Raw genomic sequence first — 20,879 nt, forward strand, 5'->3', positions numbered from 1 at the left:
TTCAACGCTTATAATGAATTTAGAGTTTCTAAAACTCGAAAAGGGCAAATCTAGTGAAAGCTAGAGACGCAAAGTTACCGGTCTAAGGGGAAACCTAGGATAGCGGAACTGCCAAGTATAGATATAGTGGGGGCTTGTCTTTATTTTGAACAGTTTGCTTTCGGTATACTTTGCGGTCCTTCCCTTCTTTTTAATTATTTTCTGTCATATATTACCTTCATTTAAAATACTATATAACTAAATATATGTTTTTTATAGACAAAAAATATATGTGGTACTTTACTTGTTTATACTAGAAAATAGTCTATTGATATTGTTAATTGGGTGTACAAATTGAGATGGAACAATGAAGTATCATGATTCCATAAAACAAGCTGAACTAAAAATGAACATGGCCGTAAAACAATTACAGCGATGGTTTTTACCTGTCAGCCCAATTAATTATTCAGTTAGCTACGAATATATTAATAAAAAAAACATTCTTCTTAATACTGCCATTGAAAATAAACTTGCCACGGGTAAAAAGCTTGATGATTTTTTCATTGAAGAAAACTATCGTCAATTCATTTTAGGCCAAAGTAAATTCAGAGATGAACTCATTGACGACCTTGATGACGTTGTCACCCATGTTGAAAAAAACAGCCAAAAATCATCGCAGAGTATTAATAAACTTATTACCACGCTAGACAGCAATATTTCTGATCTACAATCTGCCGATAAAGAAAAAATAGTCGTTGCGGTAAATAGTATTCGCCAGGCATCTAAAGCCTTTAAACTACACCAACAAAAATTTGCTGAACATATTTCTTTTACCCGTAAAAAGACACAGGCGTTGAAAGTTGAATTAAAAGAAGTACGTGAAGAAATTTACATGGATCCACTTACCGGTCTTTATAATCGTAAAGCTATGTCTAAGCATTTAGATTTATGGCTAACAGAAGATCCAAGTCGGCAAGTTGCCGCAATTGTCGTCTGTGTTGATCAAATTTCAGAAGTTAATCTGCAATTCGGTCAGTTAATTAGTGATGTTCTCTTATCAAAAATAGCCAGTAAAGTAATTAGTTATGTTGATGGCAGCGGTCTACCAATACGTTCTGGTGGCGATGAATTTTTAATTCTGTTACCTGATATTGACAAAGAAAGTGCTCGAGAGATTGCCGATAAAATAACACATGGCGTTGAAAAGCTGCGCTTTGTTAGTAGTAAGTCTGGTATTAGATTACCTCAAATGACATTATCTACTGGTGTAGACACCTTTAATATTGCTGAAAATGCCAGCAGTATCTTAAAAAAATCACGCCTGTTACTACCCGATTTATACAAAAAAAATAATACATTAAGTTCTTAATCACTCAACAAGATACTTTTTGCTTGATGACATTTTTCTCTCGCTGATATTTTCACTTCAACAAATAATATCAGTGATAGTATGCCCAACTTTACTCAATATAATCGGTAATAATCTTAATATACTCGTTGGTAAATCAAAGAAGATTACATTGCTAGTGCTTAGCTAAAAATAGTCGACGACAGCCTCCTTGTTTTCTCATATACTGAATGCAGTGTAAAATTCCTAACGACTAAGAGAGAAATAATTTATGAAAAAAATTACTTTAGCTGTTGCTGCTACTTTAATGATGGCGTCTCCTGTTTTTGCTGGTGATGCTGCTGCTGGTAAAGCAAAAACTGGTATGTGTGCTGCTTGTCATGGTGCTGCTGGTATCTCTGCGGTACCTATGTACCCAAACCTTGCTGGTCAAAAAGAAGCTTATCTTGCTAAACAGTTGAAAGACTTTAAAGCGGGTAAACGTAAAGATCCTGTTATGGGACCTATGGCTATGGGTTTAAGTGATGAAGATATCGCAAATATTTCGGCTTATTACGCTAGTTTAAAATAAACTCAGTAATTATTGTTGAACCAGGTTCAACAATAAATAATATTAAAAAACGCTCAATTGAGCGTTTTTTGTTTTAAGCATTATGCTGTTGAATAACTTGCAAAAAGTCATGTCCATAACGGGCAAGCTTTGTATCACCAATACCATTAATATTTAGCATTTGCTGTGATGTTTTTGGCTTTATACGCGCAAGCTCTGACAACGTTGCATCATTGAAAACAATGAATGGCGCAATATCCTCTGCATCTGCAATCGTTTTACGCAAACTTCTTAATTTAACAAATAAGACACGGTCATAACGTTTATCGGTTTTATCTTGTTGCCAATAACTCGCTTTTTGCAACCTTGGTGAAGCTAACATTAAGGGTTCATCCCCTTTCAACACCGAGCGCGATGCTTGTGTTAAAAATAACGCAGATTGTTGAGAAATATCTTGCTGTAAAAATCCCAAATGAATCAATTGTCTAATAATAGCAAACCAATATCCCGGAGTTTTACTTTTACCGATAGCGAAAGTTGACACTTTTTCATGCTGCAGTTGCCTAACTTTTTCGGTTAACTCCCCTCTGAGCACTTGCACAACATGTTCAATATCACCTTGTTGCTGGATACGAAACACACAAGATAAGACTTTTTGTGCCGCTTCAGTAGCGTCAAATTGAGTGGGTGGATCTAAACAAATATCACAGTTACCACATTTTTTAGTGGTAAATTCTGCAAAATAATTAAGTACAACTTGTCGACGGCAGGTTTGAGCTTCAATAAAGCCTTTTAACGCTTGAAAACGCTGTTGTTCAACGTTCACCCTTTCTTCATTATCACCATCAGCTATATACTTGGTAATGCGTTCTACATCTTTTTCATCATACAAAAATAACGCTTCTGCCGCTAAACCGTCTCGGCCAGCACGGCCAATCTCTTGATAATATGACTCGAGTGTTCTTGGAGGTTCAAAATGAATCACAAAGCGGATATTTGATTTATTGATGCCCAATCCAAAAGCTACGGTGGCAATAACCACTTGAATATTATCTTTGGCAAAACCGTCTTGGACAATATTGCGCATCTCTGTTTCCATGCCAGCATGATAGGCAGAACAATTTATACCCGCACTTGCTAACATTTTAGATAATTTCTCAACTTGCCAGCGGCTACTACAGTAAACAATGCCGCAATCATCACCACGCTTTTTAATGTAGCGTAACACCTGGTGATCGCCCTTATATTTATCCGCTAAGGTAAAACGAATATTAGGCCGGTCAAAGCTATCAAGATGAATATAAGGATCAGTCAATGCGAGTTGAAGAAGAATATCTCTTCGGGTTGTAACATCGGCAGTTGCTGTTAACGCCATAACCGGTACCGATGGAAATCGTTGTTTAATTGTATGAAGTTGTGTGTATGCCGGCCGAAAATCATGTCCCCATTGTGAAATACAATGTGCTTCGTCAATAGCAAATAAACTTATCTGTATGCTTGCCAAGCGTTGCATAAAATAATAATTTTTTAAACGCTCTGGAGCTATGTATAACAACTTAAGCTCACTACGAGATAAACGCTCAAAAATATCATTGATTGTTTCTTGATCTAAACTCGAATTAACAAAAGCCGCTGAAATACCTTGTCGAGTCAAACCATCAACTTGATCTTTCATTAAAGCTATTAAGGGTGAAACAACGATGGTTATTCCTGGTAATAATACGGCAGGCAGTTGATAACACATCGATTTACCACCACCCGTTGGCATAAGTACTAAACTGTCTCGACCTTGAAATAATTGCTGAATAATTTCTAATTGTCCGCTTCGAAAAGTTTGATAACCAAAATGATGCTTTAACGCATCTTCAAGCTGAGCTTGTGAGACTGTGGGGGGAGCTTTTAGCAACAGAGTAAACTTTATTAAACGACAATTATTGTTATTTTACCCCAGCCACAAAAAAAGTCGAGAGCACTATTTTAGTATTTATTGAATGCTTAGAAAGATAAGTGCTAAGCTACAATGAAGACATTAGACCAGTTAGAAGAATCTGCTGGTTAAATTGGAAGGATTATGACAAATAATTTAGATGAAAAACAAATGATTGAGCAACTTACTCATTTTTGGTCACACAACCTTCCCTTTAATAAATTACTGGGCCTAACCGTTAGTAAATTTGATTGTAATACCTCTGAAGTACGTTTTTTATGGCAAGATAAGTTAATGGGCAACCCATTACAGAAAACGCTACATGGTGGTGTCACTGCATCAGCCCTTGATTTTGCTGGTGGTGTTGTCGTGGCAGCGAATATGATTGAACAACTTGAGCACAAAACACCAACAACAATTCAACAAAGTTTGAGCTGCTTAGGAACGATAGATCTGCGTACCGATTATTTACGACCAGGTCGTGGTGAGGAGTTTATCGCTACAGCTCATATTATTCGTAGTGGCAATAAAGTCGCTGTTGCTCGCATGGAATTACATAACGAAAAAGGTGACCACATTGCTTTTGGCACCGGTACTTATCTAGTTGGTTAGTATTCACCCGTTAGTTTTTAAAGTGCTGGCTTTGTGTTCATACGATAGCTAGATTTAGGTCTATTTAAAAACGTACAACAGGTATTCATTGTAAATGAGTAGTTATTAGCTAATTAAAGTGAATAACGTTAGCAAAAGTATTATCAATATACAGCCGACAGTTTGCGGTTATCGAACAAGTAAAGCGCTGAAATTAAAATCATTGTGTTATAATTCGGCTCTTTATTTTTGCTGCTAAAGTTTACTGAAAATCATGACTGTAACTGATAACAAAGACCGTAATGGCGTAATTAACGCGATTAGTGCTTATCTGCTTTGGGGTTTAGCGCCCATCTATTTCAAATTAATTTCTTCTATCAGCCCTGATGAAATTATGGTTCATCGTATTATTTGGTCGAGCCTACTGTTATTTTTAATCGTTATCATCAGTAAAAGATCTCGGGTATTAATCGACACACTCAAACAACCTAGGTTATTGGCTAAACTTGCCTTATCCGCTACTTTTCTATTAGTAAATTGGTTTTTATTCATCTGGGCGATAAATAATGATCATCTACTAGATGCGAGTTTAGGTTATTTTATCAATCCTTTATTTAGTGTCGCACTCGGTGTTATTTTTTTAGGTGAGCGTTTGCGAAAAATGCAGAAGTTTGCCGTTGCACTGGCATTATGTGGCGTGTTAATTCAACTGGTTGCATTAGGTTCATTACCGGTAATTTCATTAGCACTTGCTGGAACGTTCGGTATTTATGGCTTGTTACGTAAAAAAATGCACCTTGATTCTTTTGTTGGTTTATTAATTGAATCAAGCATGATGCTACCGCTCGCGATTGTTTATTGGTTGTTATTTGTTAATACTAATACCGCTAACATGTTTGAAAATAGCTCAAATTTAAACCTACTATTGATCGCTGCAGGCGTAGTTACTACAGCGCCACTGCTATGTTTTACTGCTGCGGCAAAGAGATTAACATTATCAACGCTAGGTTTTTTTCAATACATTGGACCCAGTATTATGTTTTTTTTAGCAACCTTCTATTATCAAGAAACATTGCAACCTGCTAAATTAGTCACCTTTGCTGCGATTTGGTTAGCTTTAGTTATTTATAGCCTTGACTCACTAAAAGCCAGAAATGAAAAACGTAAATTAGCATTGAATGAAGGATTAAGCCGTTAATTGTATTACCGGGATTATATCTAAGGTTGGTTAAGTACTGGCCTTAAGCTTTTTTGCCAGAGTAAGCTGAACACTAGAAACTTGTGCTAGTTTACTTTCAATCTTGATCTTATCTTGTAGCTTTTAACTGTTAGTAATGCTGTAGAGACTATTTAAAAAGACTATGTCATTTAGTTAAGTTAAGTATTGGCTTTAAGCTTTATTGGCAGGGTAATATGAAAACTAGACCCTAGTGCTAGTTTACTTTTAATTTTGATCTTACTTTGTAGCTTTTAACTGTTAGTAATGCTGTAGAGACTATTTAAAAAGACTATGTCATTTAGTTAAGTTAAGTATTGGCTTTAAGCTTTATTGGCAGGGTAATATGAAAACTAGACCCTAGTGTTAACTTACTTTTAATTTTGATCTTACTTTGTAGTTTTTAACTGTTAGTAATGCTGTAGAGACTATTTAAAAAGACGAAGTCATTTAGTTAAGTTAAGTATTAGCTTTAAGCTTTATTGGCAGGGTGATCTGCAAACTAGACCCTAGGGCTAGTTTACTTTTAATTTTGATATTGCCTTGTAGTTTTTGACATATAATATTATAAACAATATTCATTCCTAAGCCAGTACCGCCAGAATTTCTTTTGGTGGTGAAGAAAGGTTCAAAAATATTATCTAGCACATGTTGAGTCATGCCATGGCCATCATCTTTAAAGACGATAACAACATGACCATCTTGGGTTTTCGTTAAGTCGATCGCAATATTGCCTTGTGCTTTATTTTCAAAAGCGTGCTTTAACGCATTCGTGACTAAATTTGTTAGTACCTGCGCTAACGCTCCAGGAATGGTGGTTATTTTCAATTCACTTTCACCGCTATATTGATAACTCACCCTAAAGCGCTTCATTTCTGCCGATAACGTTGACATGACCTCTTCAATATAACTGACTAAATCAATTTCTCGCTCTTCACCCACCATTTGATCGGCTGCGACTTGCTTGAAGTTATTCAACAACTCAATAACACGCTCCAAAGCGTTAGTATTCAAGTTAGAAGCCTTCTCCATACCATTAAAGTAATGTTGCATTGCCGTGCGGGTTAAGTTGCCTGTTTCAAAGTTTTTACGAATCTTTAGGGTACTTTCTAACGCTGAACTTGTTGATGTTACCGCAATACCAAGTGGGGTATTAATTTCATGGGCAACTCCTGCAGTTAAGGTGCCTAACGACGCCATTTTTTCAGATTGAATTAATTGCTTTTGCATCTTTTGTAAATTTTCGAGCGTACGAGTTAATGTTCGTGTTGTCTGCCTATTTTTAACAAAAAGTACGACCACCAATCCTGAAATCACTACTAACAGGGTAAGAAAGGACGCCATTACAATCAAATAAAGTCGCTGTTTATCAATGCGTTCTTCGCGATTATCTAACTCTTGATTTTTTTTATTTAATTGCATGCCTTGAAAACTTATTTGTTGCTGTTGCCGTTGCAAAATATCTTTATTAGTCAATATTTTTTCAGCCATAGCCCTATTTTCTTGTTCTTTATTGACAACCGAGCTTTGCTGGTTCTCTAAGTTTGTTTTTGCTACTTTTAACTGGGTTGTTACTTGCTGTAATTGCAGCTCTTTGGTTTTTATCGAGCGTTGCTGTTGTTCAGTATCTATTTTTAGGATATTTAGCTCTTGCTGACGCTTACCCGCCATTTTTTCTTGCTGTGTTAAATTCTTATTTAAGGTATTAAGCTTTTCTTTTGCTGAGGATATTTGATTTTCTTGATCGGTTAACTTTTGGTTCAACCTTGCTTCACGCGCCCTAATGACTTGTAATGCCAACTCTGTTTCTCTATACAAGGTAGCCACCTGAAGTTCAGTCCCACCTGACAATAATATTTCAGCAGACATCACCAAACCCTCAAAGACAATATTTGATTTATTCACTTCAAAATCTATCGCAGAATTTTCAACATCGTTAACTAGGTTGATCATCACATTATGCTTATCAATACTGTTATCAGTAATCAAAAGTGTGCTGCTACTGCGGAGAATGGCAGCAATATCGGCTATTTCAGTATTGCTATTGGCAGCAGTAAAAAACAAGTCAGTTTGTTTACCCGCTTCGATATTTTTTATGACAATAACTTTGATTGGCTTGTTTCTAATGACACGCTTAGCCAAGGTTTTATTAAGCAAGGCAGCAAAGATATCATCACCATAAACACCAACAACAAATTGCTGTTTGTTATTTTCATTTTGCCAGCTAACATGTTTAATAAAATTGTAAATATAAGCGGCTTTAACTTGCTCACTATCAATTTGCTGTGCAAAAATTGAGTTTGAGGTGCTAATAAAAAAACAAAACAACATCAGCAAATGTTTGCTCATGAGCATTATTTTTTTCTTCATTTAGTGCACCCTGTTGTTAAAATAGTTTAACCACTTTACTTTTTTTTATAAAAAAAAGCACCTTTAAGTTAATTCAAGCTCGGCATAACTTTAACATCTACATTTTAACTAAAGCGTTAATCATCGACGCCAAAAAGACTCAATTGATTGCGGCCATTTTCTTTAGCATTATAAAGCGCACTTTCCGCTTGATTCAGTTGTTTAGCAAACGTCTCTGTACTATTACAAACCAAGCCTATACTGATGTTAAAGGCAATATGGTGCTCTTCAAAAGTTAGCTGAGAAACAGAAATATCTCGACGAAGATCGTCTAATTTAGTGTAAAGTTGATCCTCATCAGTACCGTACATTAAGACGGCAAACTCTTCACCACCTAAGCGGGCCAACAAACCTGATCCTAGATGTTTACGCATATATAATGCCAGTACTTTTAAGACATGATCGCCGGCATCATTTCCGTAGTTATCATTGATTTTTTTGAAAAAATCAATGTCGAGCATAGCAACACAATAAGGCATGTCTCTTTTAATATATTGCGGTACCAGTTGTTCTGCTTTAGAGAAAAAAGCCCGTCTGTTAGGTAAGTCGGTTAAATAGTCTACGTTTGCTGCTTTTTGGATTTGTTCAATATTGTTTAAATTCTCAATATTTTGGGTAATTCGACAATAAAACTCTTCTGGGCAAAAAGGTTTACGTAAAAAGTCATCAGCACCATTTTTAATAAAGCGTGCCGAATGCATACCGTTGTCTGCTCCAGATATACCAATAATAGCGAGTTGATCACGACTATAGATTTTACGGATTTCATTAGTTAATTCGATACCGTCCATGATGGGCATTTCCAGATCGGTGATCACCAATTTAATGTCTTTGTGCTGCTTTAAGCGTTCTAGCGCTTGCACACCGTCATTGGCTAAATAAACATTAAAGTTGCGGCGTTTTAATAGCTGAGAAACATAATTTCGTGCCGCTAAAGAATCATCAACAACAAGAATACCTGTACTGCTGTTGGTTATTTGCCAATGTAAAATACGTTTTAAATAAAGGAAAGCTTGGCTATTCTCTTTAGGGATATAGTCAACAACGGGCTGAGCAAGTATTTGCTGTCGAGTCGTTTCATCCATTTTGCCTGTCATAACGACACTTGGAATACCATGAGAGAGCACACAAGCTATTGCTTCGCCATTGGGAGCATCTGGTAAGGCATAATCTATAGTGGCAGCAAAAAAGTCATTTTTGCCCTGTAAAATTTCTTCTACTTCAGCAAGTGTGGTAGCAATAGTTACCTGATAATTTAATGCCTCGCCAATTTGCTTAATAACACGAGCAATAGGCTTACTGTCTTCTACTACGAGTAACTGCATTGACATATAATTTCATACCTTATTTTTATAATGGCATCACATGAAAGAACCAATGATTTTTATGTGATATTAAACGTTGGCTTGTAAATTAGCATAGGCGACCACCAGCCATTTACTACCTACACCAGCAAAATTAACTTGAATACGGCTTTGAGCTCCAGAACCTTCATAATTTAAGACAACGCCTTCGCCAAATTTAGCATGAACGACTGACTGTCCTAAACTAAAACCGCTGTTCTCAAACGTTTCCAGTGTAAAAGTCGAAGAAAACTTACCTTTAGTTGATGGACGAGTCACTTGGTTTTGTAATCTTATTTCTTCGGTACACTCAGGAGGTAATTCACGTAAAAAGCGACTGGCTTTATGGAATTTTTCTTGTCCATAAAGTCGACGGCTTTCTGCATGACACAAGTATAGCTTATTCATAGCACGTGTCATGCCGACGTAACATAAACGTCTTTCCTCTTCTAAACGTCCTATTTCTTCTACTGATTTTTGTGAGGGAAACATTCCCTCCTCTAAGCCGGCAATAAACACTAATGGAAACTCTAAACCTTTCGCAGAGTGCATAGTCATTAACTGCACAGCGGGTTCATAATCATCGGCTTGTGACTCGCCTGCTTCAAGGGCGGCATGGGTTAAAAATGAGGTGAGTTTTGTTTGTTCTTCTATTAACTCTGGGTCCGCTTCGAAGGTCTGACAAGCGGTAACAAGCTCATTTAAGTTTTCTATTCTTGCCTCGGCACGTTCACCTTTTTCAGCTTGATACATGGCTTTTAAACCACTGTGTTGAATAACATAGTTGGCCTGTTGGTCGAGGTCAAGGTGGCTAGAGTCATCTTCGAGGGTGTCGATAATATTAATAAAATTTTGAATGACTTTCGCACTTCGTCCTTTCAATTCATCATTTTTTAGCATGAATTGACACGCTTGCCATAATGTCATTTCTAAACTGCGCGCAGCGTCACGTATTAACGATAGGCTAGTATTACCAACGCCACGTGTTGGGGTATTAATAATACGTTCAAAAGCCGCATCATCATCGCGATTATTTAATAAGCGTAAGTAAGCAAGTGCATCCTTAATTTCTAAACGTTCAAAGAAGCGTTGACCACCATAAATACGATAAGGTAAGCGACTCTGCAAGAGCGCTTCTTCGAGTAAACGAGATTGCGCATTACTGCGATATAAAATAGCGACATCATCTAAGCTGCCTTCTTTACGCCAATCCGTAATTCGACCCGCAATAAAGCGAGCTTCATCTATTTCGTTGAATGCCGTATAAATAGATATTTTTTCGCCCGCTTCATCTTCGGTCCATAACTTTTTACCTAAGCGGTTATTATTATTGGCGATAAGTTTATTAGCCGCATTAAGAATATTGGCTGTGGAGCGATAATTCTGCTCTAAACGGATAGTTTTTGTGTCGTCAAATTCATTGAGAAAACGCTGAATATTTTCAATTTTTGCGCCACGCCAGCCATAAATTGATTGGTCGTCATCACCAACAATCATCACCTTACTCGATGCATTACCCAGAATATTTAACCAGGCGTATTGAATGGCATTGGTGTCTTGAAATTCATCGACTAAAATATGTTTAAAGCGTTGCTGATAATGGGCAAGCAAAACGGGGTTATTCAACCAAAGTTCATGAGCACGCAATAATAACTCGGCAAAATCGACTAAACCGGCTCGATCACAAGCTTCTTGATATCCTTGATAAACTTTAACAAATGTTTGCTCAGTGGGATCATCGTAAACCTCTATGTGCTGTGGACGAATGCCTTCATCTTTTTTTCCATTGATATACCACTGCATCTGCTTGGGTGGCCAACGTTTTTCGTCAATACCTAACGAACGTACGATACGCTTCACTAAGCGCAGTTGATCGTCTGAATCAAGTACTTGAAAATTTTGTGGTAATTTAGCTTCTTGAAAATGCATACGAAGTAAGCGATGAGCTAAACCATGGAAAGTACCGACCCACATACCATGAACATTACCTTCAACTGTTTTTTCAACACGCACTCGCATTTCTGCTGCTGCTTTATTGGTAAAAGTAACGGCTAAAATACTATGAGAAGAGGCGTTTTCAACTTGCATTAACCAGGCAATACGCTGCACTAACACCCGAGTTTTACCACTTCCTGCGCCAGCTAATACCAACATATTTTGTAGTGGAGCGGCGACAACATCTCGTTGTTTTTCATTGAGTGACTCAAGTAGTTCAGAAACGTCCATAACGGAAAAATAACCTTAGAAAAGTAGAAAGTAAGTATAGATAAAATTATAACAAGTGACACAATTCGCTAATATCTGCTAGCTCAATATTAGGTAAAACAGTTAGTGGTTTACCAACATCATAGCAGGAAATCCATGCGGTTTGGCAGCCAGCATCGATAGCACCTAAAATATCAGAGCGACCACAATCACCAACATGTAATAGTTGTGACGGTTTTATTATTAATTTTTCGCAAGCTTCAACAAACATATCTGCTGCGGGCTTTTGCCGTAGTCGTTGATTTTTATTTAAAGCTGTTGTTGATAAATCCCCGGCATGAAATCGATAGCTAAAGTAAGCTGAAATACCTATTTTATCAGTATCAACATTGCCGTTACTGATGGCCACCAAGGGATATTTTTTTTGTAAGCTTTGCAATAATTGATGCACAGCTTCTGGCACCACAAAATCACTGCGTTGTTGAACAAAATAATCTAACGCTTTTTGTGCTTGGTCACTCGCAATGTCATCAGCTAAACCCAATGCTTTCATGCCTAGGGTGTAAGTGGCTAAACGTATATCACCCACATGGTGTATTAATTGTGGATTCGCGGCTATGGCTTGCTCGCGAAAAGGTGACCAAAACCGGTAATCAAAAAGAGTATTTTTTGTCGCATGAGTGGCGATGATCTGTAATGAGAAAAGTGCCGAAAAATAAGCAACCATTTTGGCATCTGTTGCCATCATTACCGGATAATTACTATACAGGGTATCATCAAGGTCAAAACTAATGGCTTGAAAGGGGGCTAAGCGACGATAAAATTTCATTGTCTGTGTTATTTATACAGTTGTTGAAAAAGTAATTTTGCCACCAGCTTTCTAAATTGACTAAGCAATAAAGTATCCATGCGTGGATCAAAGTGGTCGGCGTCGGCACTGCTTATTGCCATAAAACCAATGTCATCATTAATATGATTTAGCTTAATTAAGACCACAGAGCCTTCTTGATGTTGCGAAAAAATAAGTTCTTGCTCGCTTTTTTGTAAGCGCCCAAAATAATAATCATCTTTGGATAAACGATTATTCATCACCCCTGCACAATCGTTTTTAACGATGCTAGCATGGTCAACCTCAGTATGCTCTTTTAACCAGACTTTCAAACCCGATAATGACAATAATTCTGTGGTTGCTTGATACAAACAGTCAAGCAACTCAGGTGCGGAGCTGCAATCTAACAAGCGTAAATACAAGTCGCTATACAAAGCAAAAAGCTGTTCATTATGGTTAGCTATCGCCATAAGTTGAGTGATTTCTTCTTCTAGACCATGAATTTTTTGACGTTGCTGGCTTTGTTGTCTTTGCACTAACGAGACGGTGCCACGATTAACATCGGATAAACGTAGACTAGTGATCAGCTCAGGATTACGATTAAAAAATTCTGGGTTATCATGTAAGTAATCAACAATGAGATCATCCGTTAAACTTACTTCATCTAATTGCATTGGGGTTGAGTCGTTCAAATTAATTCTCTATATCTTGAATAGTTAAATAAGCTAACTTTATGCTGATTATAAATTTAATTGCCCGTCAAATACATGTACGGCTGGGCCAGTCATTTTGACTGAATTACCCGGTCCTTTCCAATAAACCTTTAAGTTACCGCCCGGTAATTCCACCGTAACATCTCGACCTAATTTATTTTGTATTTGGCCAATAACTACAGCTGCACAAGCACCACTACCACAGGCTAACGTTTCAGCTGAACCACGTTCATAAACACGAAGTTTAATATAGTCAGGGGCAACAATTTCCATAAAGCCAACATTCACTTGCTGGGGAAAGCGTTCGTGATGTGACAAGGCTTTACCTAACGTCTCAACAGGAGCCTCATCAACCGAGTCAACTGTCAGCACACAATGCGGATTACCTAAAGAAACCACGCCACACAATACGGTATCTTCATCACTGCGAAGAATGTAAGTACCTTCTACTTTTTGGGCAGTAAATGGAATTTGGCTTGGTTCAAACTTAGGTGTTGGCATATTCACTGAAACGTTACCATCGCGCTCAACAAATAAGGTCATCTTGCCTGACTGTGTCGACACCTTAATTTTATTTTTATTCGTTAAGCCTTTTAAACGCACAAATTTAGCAAAACAACGAGCACCATTGCCACACTGCCCAACTTCACTACCGTCGGCATTAAAGATGCGATAATGAAAATCTAAATCGGGATCGTACGGTGGCTCAACCACTAACACTTGATCAAAACCGACACCGAAATTACGATCGGATAACTGCTTTATTTGCTCATTAGACAAATAAACATTCTGGGTAACATTGTCTAGTACTAGGAAGTCATTACCTAAACCGTGCATTTTTGAAAAATTAACTAACATTTACTTCCCATATTCAATTTGATACTTATTTTGGTAACAAAGACTCGCCTTGCCATAATTGCTCAAGTGTTTCCCGAGCACGGATCAAATGATTTTCTTCACCATCGACCATAATTTCAGCCGCTTTTGGGCGACTATTATAATTTGAACTCATCGAAAAACCATAGGCACCCGAAGAGCGGATCGCTAAGAGATCACCGGCCACGATACTTAGTTCTCGAGCTTTACCCAGAAAATCACCCGTTTCACAAATAGGACCAACAATGTCGTAAGTTTTTTTACTGGTGAGTTCATTTTTTTCAACTTCGATAATCGCTTGCCATGCTTGATAAAGCGACGGACGAATTAAATCATTCATCGCGGCATCAACAATCGCAAAATGTCTATCTTGATTCGTTTTTAGTAATTCAACTTCGGTCACTAAAATTCCGGCATTAGCCATAATGGCACGACCGGGCTCATAAATCAGCGTAATATCACGATCAGCTAACTTATCCGCAATCGCTTTCGCGTATTCATTAGGATGAGGTGGCGTTTCGTCGTTATAACATACGCCTAAACCACCGCCAACATCGATATGCGATAAGGCAATATTTACCTCTGCGAGGCGGTCAACGAGTGCGAGTACTCGGTCAAGTGCGTCTAAAAAGGGTTGTACTTCAGTTAACTGCGAACCAATATGGCAATCAATGCCCTTTACCGCAATATTCGATAAACTATTGGCGTGTTGGTAAAGCTCAAAGGCATCATCAATGCTAATACCAAATTTATTTTCTTTTAAGCCTGTCGATATATAAGGATGCGTACCAGCATCTACATCAGGGTTTACTCTTAAAGAGACCGGTGCAGTCATTTTCATGCGCTCGGCTACCTGCTGAATACGCGTTAGCTCTGCTGCTGATTCAACATTGAAGCAGTAAATACCCTTTTCTAAGGCAAAAGCAATTTCATCTGACTTTTTGCCAACGCCCGAAAACACCACTTTGCGGGCATCACCGCCAGCTTGTAATACACGAGCAAGTTCGCCTTTTGAAACGATATCAAAACCACTACCTAAACGTGCCATCACATTGAGTACGGCAATGTTACTGTTGGCTTTCACCGCATAACACACTAAATGTGGTTTATCACCGGCCGCTTGGTCAAACGCATGCCAGTGGCGCTCAATAGTCGCTCGTGAATATATATATAACGGCGTACCATGTTGCTTAACAAGTTGAGTAACGGCACAATCTTCAGCATACAGAGAAGTGTTTTTGTAATTGAAAAAATCCACGATTAATTTTCCTGCGATTTTGGTGCTGGTGAGTTTTGTTTTGGCTGTGTATTAGCGTGTTCAGTTTGCTGCTGTACTTTTACTTGCACAGATTTTTGCGTTAGTGGACCTTTAATTCCACATCCACTTAAAAGCACTGATATAATAAAAAACGCTAAAATAATTGAATTTTGTTTACGCATACTTGATTTATTCGATTTTTTTCTCATGATAGACGTTTTATAATCTCATGACCAACAAATAGCTAGCAAAGATGAATAAATTTCATTGCGCTAGAAAAGGAAGCATTAATGAACGACAGCCAATACAATTTACTTGCCGATGAAATTATTCTTCAAATAGAAGAAGCCATTGAAGATTGTGGTACCGACATTGATTATGAGGGTGTGGGTGGCATGTTAACACTGACCTTTAAAAGTGGCAGCAAAGTCATCATTAATAAACAAGCACCCTTGCAGGAAATATGGGTAGCAACTAAATTTAATGGTCATCATTTTCAGTGTGAAGATGGCCAATGGACAGACAAACGTGGTGGTGGCGAACTTTGGCAATTCTTATCAAAAGCGATCAGTATTCAGGCCGACACCGAAATAACTATTAGCGCAGGATAATTTAATGAGCACAACAACCGTACGCATTGCCACACGTAAAAGTGCACTCGCTTTATGGCAAGCCGAATATGTAAAAGCACAATTAGAGCATTTTCACGCTGGCATTATTGTTGAACTTGTTCCCATGACCACCAAAGGCGATATTATTTTAGATACACCTTTAGCTAAAGTCGGTGGTAAAGGTTTATTTGTTAAAGAACTCGAAGTTGCCATGTTAGAAGATCGTGCTGACATCGCGGTTCATTCAATGAAAGATGTTCCCGTAGAATTTCCTGAAGGGCTAGGCTTAGAAGTAATTTGTCCTCGTGAAGACCCTCGTGATGCCTTCGTCTCCAACACCATTAACAGTTTAGCCGAACTGCCACAGGGTGCTGTTGTTGGTACCTCAAGTTTACGTCGTCAATGCCAAATTAAAGCCATGCGCCCAGATTTAGACATTCGTGATTTGCGCGGTAACGTAAATACCCGTTTAAAAAAATTAGATAATGGCGAATATGATGCCATTATACTTGCCGCAGCCGGATTAATACGTTTGGCGATGCCTGAGCGAATTCAAGAGTTTATTGAACCCGAGGTCATGTTGCCAGCAAACGGACAAGGTGCTGTCGGAATTGAATGTAGAACGAACGATGAAACCCTTAAAGCTTTACTTGCGCCATTAGGTTGTGAAACTACCCGTATTCGGGTGTTAGCAGAACGAGCGATGAACCGCGCTTTAGAAGGTGGTTGCCAGGTCCCTATTGGGAGCTACGCTGTTATTCAAAACAATGGCCAAGTTTTTTTACGTGGTTTAGTGGGCGCAACTGACGGTAGTGAAATACTGACCAGTGAAATAACTGGTGATAGTAAAAATACTGAACAACTAGGTAATACACTGGCTGAGCAACTCCTTGAAAAAGGCGCTGATAGAATATTGCGTCAGGTTTATGCACAACAGTAACACACACGTTTTAATCACACGTCCTGAAAAAGTAGGACGTGCTTTAGCGCAACAGTTAAAAAGTATCGGCATTGACAGTCACTGCCAACCGTTCTTTGACTATCAATCACTTGCTTGTAAAATCACCACTAAAAAGCTCATCAAACAATATCCGCAAGCCATTGTTATTTTTGTTAGTGTCGCTGCGGTTGAGTTTGCTCATTGTGCTGTTGATTTTTCTCAATGGCAACAAAAACGCATTATTGCTATCGGTAGCGCAACACTAAACGCTTTAAAAGCAAAAGGGCTTAGTGCTGTTTCCCCTGAACTTCATACCAGCGAAGGTTTATTAACACTTAATATACTTGATGAAAAAACAATCAGTGGCGAAACCATTATTATTGTTCGTGGTGACGGTGGTCGAGAGCATATTGCCCAGCAACTCACCTTGCGAGGCGCCAAAGTTCACTATTTAGAAAGCTATAAAAAAGTCTGGCTTCCCGTCACGCAAAAACAGGTTCAACAATGGCGAAATCAGCGAATAAATTGTATTGTCATAACCAGTAACGCTTTGCTAGAAAGCATAGTACACTTAATAAAGCATTCAGAGAGTTATTGGCAAACTACTTGTTTATGGATTGTCGCTAGTGAGCGCATTGCCGAACAAGCGAAACAACTAGGATTACTCAATATCATTAATGCTAACGGTGCTAATGATCAAGCCATGCTTAGTGCAATCACTTCATATGGAAAAAATAATGACTGATAAAAAGCTAAACGAGTCAAATACTTCAGAAACAAAAGCGACTGACGAAAAGTCAGAGCAAGGTTTTTCAACTTCTATTTCACTAGCGTCAGCGACAACAGCATCCTCGAGTGAAGAACAGAAGTCCCCCGAAAAAAATAAAGCCTCCGCTGTGGTTAATGAGAAAAAACCAGCCATTAAAACCTCGGAAAAAAAAGCTAAATCACCGGTGGCGAATGATACAAAAATGAATAAACAAAAATTATCTAAGACTGCCGTAGTTTCCTTAATCATAGCTTTAGCAGCAAGTGTTGGTGTCGGCGGTTTATATTACTGGGATATACAACAACAAGCCCAGAGCAAAGCAGAGTTTTTACAACAAACTCAGCAAATTTTAGCCACTAGTGAGCAAAAAACCCAACAAAGTTTGGCCAGTAGTGAGCAAAAAGTTAAGCAGTTATTTGCTCAGCAACAAACCATGTTTTCACAGCGCTTAAACCGTGAGATTGCAACAATAACAACAGACAGCCAAGTTAAAATCGCTCAACTTGAAAAGACTGTTGAACGATTATCACAAAATCAACCCAGTGATTGGTTATTGCACGAAGCAGAGTACCTTATTCGTATTGCCACTCGCACGATGTGGCTAGAGCAAGATACAAAAGCAGCAATTGGCTTGTTACAAGATGCGGATATGCGTCTCAAAGAACTTAAAGATCCGCAGTTTTTACCTATTCGTCAATTAATTCGTCAAGACATCGCACAGTTAACATTAATACCTGTTGTAGACAACGAAGAAACCGTTATGACCTTAATGGCGATGAGTCATCAACTGGCAAACTTACCCTTGGCTATGGTTAAAATTCCAGATAATGACAACAAGAGCAGTGATTTCACATTATCTGAAAGCACCAATGATTGGCGAGAAAACCTCGCTAAAACATGGCAAAAAATTCTTGCAGATTTTATTACTGTCCGCAGAAGTAGTGGTAATGTAAAACCATTAATGTCGCCACAACATCAACAAAACCTTATTGAGAACCTTAGCTTAAAGTTACAATTAGCTCAGTGGGCAGTGACAGAGAAAAAACAGAAAATTTATAATCAAACCTTAAATGACATTCAACTATGGTTAACAGAATATTTTGATATGCAAAAAGTTGAAAATCAAAGCTTTTATCAAGCTATTCAAAAACTAAAAGGTAAGATAATCACTTATGATTACCCCAGTACGCTTTTATCGCTAAAAGCGATGAGTAAAGTGCTAGCAGAAACGCCTTTAAAACCAACACTTGAACAATTAACGCCTCAAGTAATGCCTGATAAATTACCCGAGGGCAAAGAAAAAGCACTTAATGGCTCATCTCAAACACTACCTGAAGAAGTTGCACCACAAGAGTCAAAAGTGCAGCCTAACAGCACGAATGAGGCCTTATAATGAAAAAATTAATACTGTGGATATTAATATTTTTTGCTGCGGTTGCTATTAGCCCACTACTAATAAATGAAAAAGGTTATATCTTAATTGCGATGGGCGATTTAACCATAGAATCAACCGTAGTAATGGCATGTATTATGTTAACGCTATTATTTATCGCCTTAGGGTTATCGATGACACTTGTGCGAGGCAGTCTACGTTTGGGTTTTGGCGGCTGGAACAAAATTGCTTTTGCTAATCGCCGTCGAGGTTTAAGGGACTTTAATCGCGGCATTGCTGCTTTTATTCTTGAAGACAACCAACAAGCAGAGCATTTGTTTGCTAAAGCGGCTGAACCCTCAAGATTTACTCATACGTCTTATCTATTGGCTGCTGCTGCATCGTCGAAACAATCGCTGCGCTCAAACACTAATCACTACTTAGCTTTATTAGCACAAGAAGACAATGGCGTTAAAGGCTCTGGTTTAGAATCAGTACTCGTGACGATTAAATTATTAATCTCTCAGGAAGACTTTGCACAGGCACGGAGTATTATTGATAAACATCACAAACAAATTGGTCATGATGCAAGGTTATTAAGCTTAGAGATCATCTTAAGCTTGCAAGAAAAACGTTTTGATTATGTGATAGAGCAACTTGTTTCAGCCCGTAAACAAAAAGCCATTACGAATGAAAAAATAGCACTATGGGAAGCAAGCGCTTTCTACGGTGCTTTTAATGAAACAATACGCAAAGAAAATAACGATTCATTGGCACAGCGGTGGCACAAACTTACTCGCAAATTAAAACATAATGAAGTTATTCTCTGGGCTTATTGTCAAGTATTAGCCGAGCAAAAAATCACTGAGCCACTCAATAAAATATTATTACCCGTGATTAAAAAAGGCGCAGACGATACTTTTTTAAAGAATATTCGCCAGCTACCTATTTCGGCGACTGATGAATTAATCAGTGCCGTTCAAAAACAGTTACATAATGATCCTCACAGCGGAAAATGGTTAAGTTGTTTAGCTAATTTAGCCGCAAAATCTCAACAACTGCCGATGGCAGAAAAAGCCTTTAATAGCCTAATTAATTTAGCAGGTACACAATATGATGTTATTGATCTGCTGAATTTTTCTCAAGTATTAGAGCAGCAAGGCGAATATAAAAAAGCCAATCAAGTATTAAATAAAGCTTTAGGTCAAATTGGCAGCTTTAAGAATAATACCTTAGTTATAAATAACGGAAACGAACAAAAATGAATTTAACAGTCGACTTTAGAAAACCTGAAATTGCCGGTGCTTTTGATTGGCAATTATGCCAAGAAATCAATGTAAAAAACGAGCAAGGCGATATTATTGCTAAAGCTGAAATTGAGCTAATCACCCTCAATAAACACCGTGATGCTGTTGGCTCTTATACTTTATTAGCCAACGAAGATACTGACTGGGAAATTCCACTTAACCTTTATTTTAAAGGCCAAAACCTTGAACAAGGCTTATGTGAACAATTAAGCATTACGGCTGAGACCAAAAAAGCTAAAACACATATTTTACTTGAAGCGATCAGTGTTCTGCCACAATATCGTAAACAAGCGATTGGGCAATACCTGCTTAAAGAAATTGTTAAACATCATCAAAAGGCTCAATCTATTACGGTCTTAAGCATGCCTATGCATCTCTTTGTTGATGCCGATGAATGTGAGGATGAAGGTATTAAAGCTTATTATCAAGCGGCTGATTTGCAAACTGAAAAAGTGGCGATAGATGATCTCACTCACTTTTTTACTAAAAGTGGCTTCGTTGAGTTTACTGTTGACGAAAGTTTACTGGCTGAGCCTTTACCCTATCAAATATTTGTTGCTAGCCCACAAAGTATATTAAAAGACTCAACCTAAAATTTTTAGAGCTTAAACACCTTATATCAAAAGCAAATAAAAG

19 protein-coding genes and 1 riboswitch are annotated in these 20,879 nt (G+C 37.9%); of the genes, 10 read left to right on the forward strand and 9 right to left on the reverse strand.

The features are described 5' to 3' along the window. Positions 1–33 precede the first annotated feature (33 nt). Positions 34–116, forward strand: a riboswitch (cyclic di-GMP riboswitch). 230 nt (positions 117–346) lie between these two features. Further along, on the forward strand, positions 347–1,348 hold the full coding sequence (locus H4J75_RS03760) for a GGDEF domain-containing protein (protein WP_182221371.1): 1,002 nt from the start codon (positions 347–349) through the stop codon (positions 1,346–1,348). A gap of 250 nt (positions 1,349–1,598) precedes the next feature. Next, positions 1,599–1,898: a cytochrome c gene (locus H4J75_RS03765; protein ID WP_182217124.1), complete on the forward strand. Its 300-nt coding sequence runs from the start codon at positions 1,599–1,601 to the stop codon at positions 1,896–1,898. Positions 1,899–1,971: 73 nt separating this feature from the next. Here the strand turns inward: H4J75_RS03765 and recQ are convergent, their stop codons facing one another. Continuing rightward, positions 1,972–3,783 carry a DNA helicase RecQ gene (recQ, locus tag H4J75_RS03770; protein ID WP_182217126.1) on the reverse strand — a complete coding sequence of 604 codons (1,812 nt, stop codon included), beginning with the start codon at positions 3,781–3,783 and terminating at the stop codon, positions 1,972–1,974. A gap of 165 nt (positions 3,784–3,948) precedes the next feature. Between recQ and H4J75_RS03775 the strand changes: the two genes are divergently transcribed. Together H4J75_RS03775 and rarD are read left to right on the forward strand one after the other, a co-directional pair. Next, complete coding sequence (locus H4J75_RS03775; protein ID WP_070375365.1) at positions 3,949–4,416, forward strand: thioesterase family protein; 468 nt, start codon at positions 3,949–3,951, stop codon at positions 4,414–4,416. Between the two features lie 253 nt (positions 4,417–4,669). Next, positions 4,670–5,593 carry an EamA family transporter RarD gene (gene rarD, locus H4J75_RS03780; protein ID WP_182221372.1) on the forward strand — a complete coding sequence of 308 codons (924 nt, stop codon included), beginning with the start codon at positions 4,670–4,672 and terminating at the stop codon, positions 5,591–5,593. Between the two features lie 477 nt (positions 5,594–6,070). On the opposite strand, the gene H4J75_RS03785 is transcribed toward rarD, so the two are convergent. From H4J75_RS03785 to lptM, 8 genes are all read right to left on the reverse strand, one after another. Then, the gene (locus H4J75_RS03785; RefSeq protein WP_182221373.1) at positions 6,071–7,981 is read right to left on the reverse strand and encodes a YfiR/HmsC family protein; all 1,911 of its coding nucleotides are present in this window, start codon (positions 7,979–7,981) and stop codon (positions 6,071–6,073) included. A 116-nt stretch (positions 7,982–8,097) separates the two neighbouring features. Further along, positions 8,098–9,351, reverse strand: coding sequence for a diguanylate cyclase (locus H4J75_RS03790; protein ID WP_182221374.1), 1,254 nt, complete (start codon positions 9,349–9,351; stop codon positions 8,098–8,100). Between the two features lie 63 nt (positions 9,352–9,414). Continuing rightward, the gene (uvrD, locus tag H4J75_RS03795; protein WP_182221375.1) at positions 9,415–11,589 is read right to left on the reverse strand and encodes a DNA helicase II; all 2,175 of its coding nucleotides are present in this window, start codon (positions 11,587–11,589) and stop codon (positions 9,415–9,417) included. A 46-nt stretch (positions 11,590–11,635) separates the two neighbouring features. Continuing rightward, positions 11,636–12,397 (reverse strand): HAD-IA family hydrolase, encoded by a 762-nt coding sequence (locus H4J75_RS03800; protein ID WP_182221376.1) that lies wholly within the window; start codon positions 12,395–12,397, stop codon positions 11,636–11,638. 8 nt (positions 12,398–12,405) lie between these two features. Continuing rightward, positions 12,406–13,089 (reverse strand): DUF484 family protein, encoded by a 684-nt coding sequence (locus tag H4J75_RS03805; protein WP_259364684.1) that lies wholly within the window; start codon positions 13,087–13,089, stop codon positions 12,406–12,408. Between the two features lie 48 nt (positions 13,090–13,137). Further along, positions 13,138–13,968: a diaminopimelate epimerase gene (gene dapF / locus H4J75_RS03810; RefSeq protein WP_182221377.1), complete on the reverse strand. Its 831-nt coding sequence runs from the start codon at positions 13,966–13,968 to the stop codon at positions 13,138–13,140. A 25-nt stretch (positions 13,969–13,993) separates the two neighbouring features. Beyond that, on the reverse strand, positions 13,994–15,244 hold the full coding sequence (gene lysA / locus H4J75_RS03815) for a diaminopimelate decarboxylase (protein WP_182221378.1): 1,251 nt from the start codon (positions 15,242–15,244) through the stop codon (positions 13,994–13,996). Positions 15,245–15,246: 2 nt separating this feature from the next. Beyond that, the gene (gene lptM / locus H4J75_RS03820; protein ID WP_070375356.1) at positions 15,247–15,453 is read right to left on the reverse strand and encodes an LPS translocon maturation chaperone LptM; all 207 of its coding nucleotides are present in this window, start codon (positions 15,451–15,453) and stop codon (positions 15,247–15,249) included. An 81-nt stretch (positions 15,454–15,534) separates the two neighbouring features. On the opposite strand from lptM, the gene cyaY reads away from it, so the two are divergent. Genes cyaY through H4J75_RS03850 form a run of 6 tightly spaced genes read left to right on the forward strand, consistent with a single transcriptional unit; the run spans position 15,535 to position 20,836 of the window. Further along, positions 15,535–15,855 (forward strand): iron donor protein CyaY, encoded by a 321-nt coding sequence (cyaY, locus tag H4J75_RS03825; protein WP_070375355.1) that lies wholly within the window; start codon positions 15,535–15,537, stop codon positions 15,853–15,855. Positions 15,856–15,859: 4 nt separating this feature from the next. Further along, on the forward strand, positions 15,860–16,795 hold the full coding sequence (gene hemC, locus H4J75_RS03830) for a hydroxymethylbilane synthase (RefSeq protein ID WP_182221379.1): 936 nt from the start codon (positions 15,860–15,862) through the stop codon (positions 16,793–16,795). Then, positions 16,782–17,540, forward strand: coding sequence for a uroporphyrinogen-III synthase (locus H4J75_RS03835; RefSeq protein WP_182221380.1), 759 nt, complete (start codon positions 16,782–16,784; stop codon positions 17,538–17,540). Before hemC ends, H4J75_RS03835 begins: the two co-directional genes overlap by 14 nt. Beyond that, positions 17,533–18,957: a uroporphyrinogen-III C-methyltransferase gene (locus tag H4J75_RS03840; RefSeq protein WP_182221381.1), complete on the forward strand. Its 1,425-nt coding sequence runs from the start codon at positions 17,533–17,535 to the stop codon at positions 18,955–18,957. The genes H4J75_RS03835 and H4J75_RS03840 overlap by 8 nt, the downstream gene beginning before the upstream one ends. Next, complete coding sequence (locus H4J75_RS03845; protein ID WP_182221382.1) at positions 18,957–20,201, forward strand: heme biosynthesis HemY N-terminal domain-containing protein; 1,245 nt, start codon at positions 18,957–18,959, stop codon at positions 20,199–20,201. The genes H4J75_RS03840 and H4J75_RS03845 overlap by 1 nt, the downstream gene beginning before the upstream one ends. Beyond that, complete coding sequence (locus H4J75_RS03850) at positions 20,198–20,836, forward strand: hypothetical protein (RefSeq protein ID WP_182221383.1); 639 nt, start codon at positions 20,198–20,200, stop codon at positions 20,834–20,836. Before H4J75_RS03845 ends, H4J75_RS03850 begins: the two co-directional genes overlap by 4 nt. Positions 20,837–20,879 lie beyond the last annotated feature (43 nt).

This window comes from Colwellia sp. BRX10-1, assembly GCF_014077545.1.
Taxonomy (GTDB): Bacteria; Pseudomonadota; Gammaproteobacteria; order Enterobacterales; family Alteromonadaceae; genus Colwellia_A.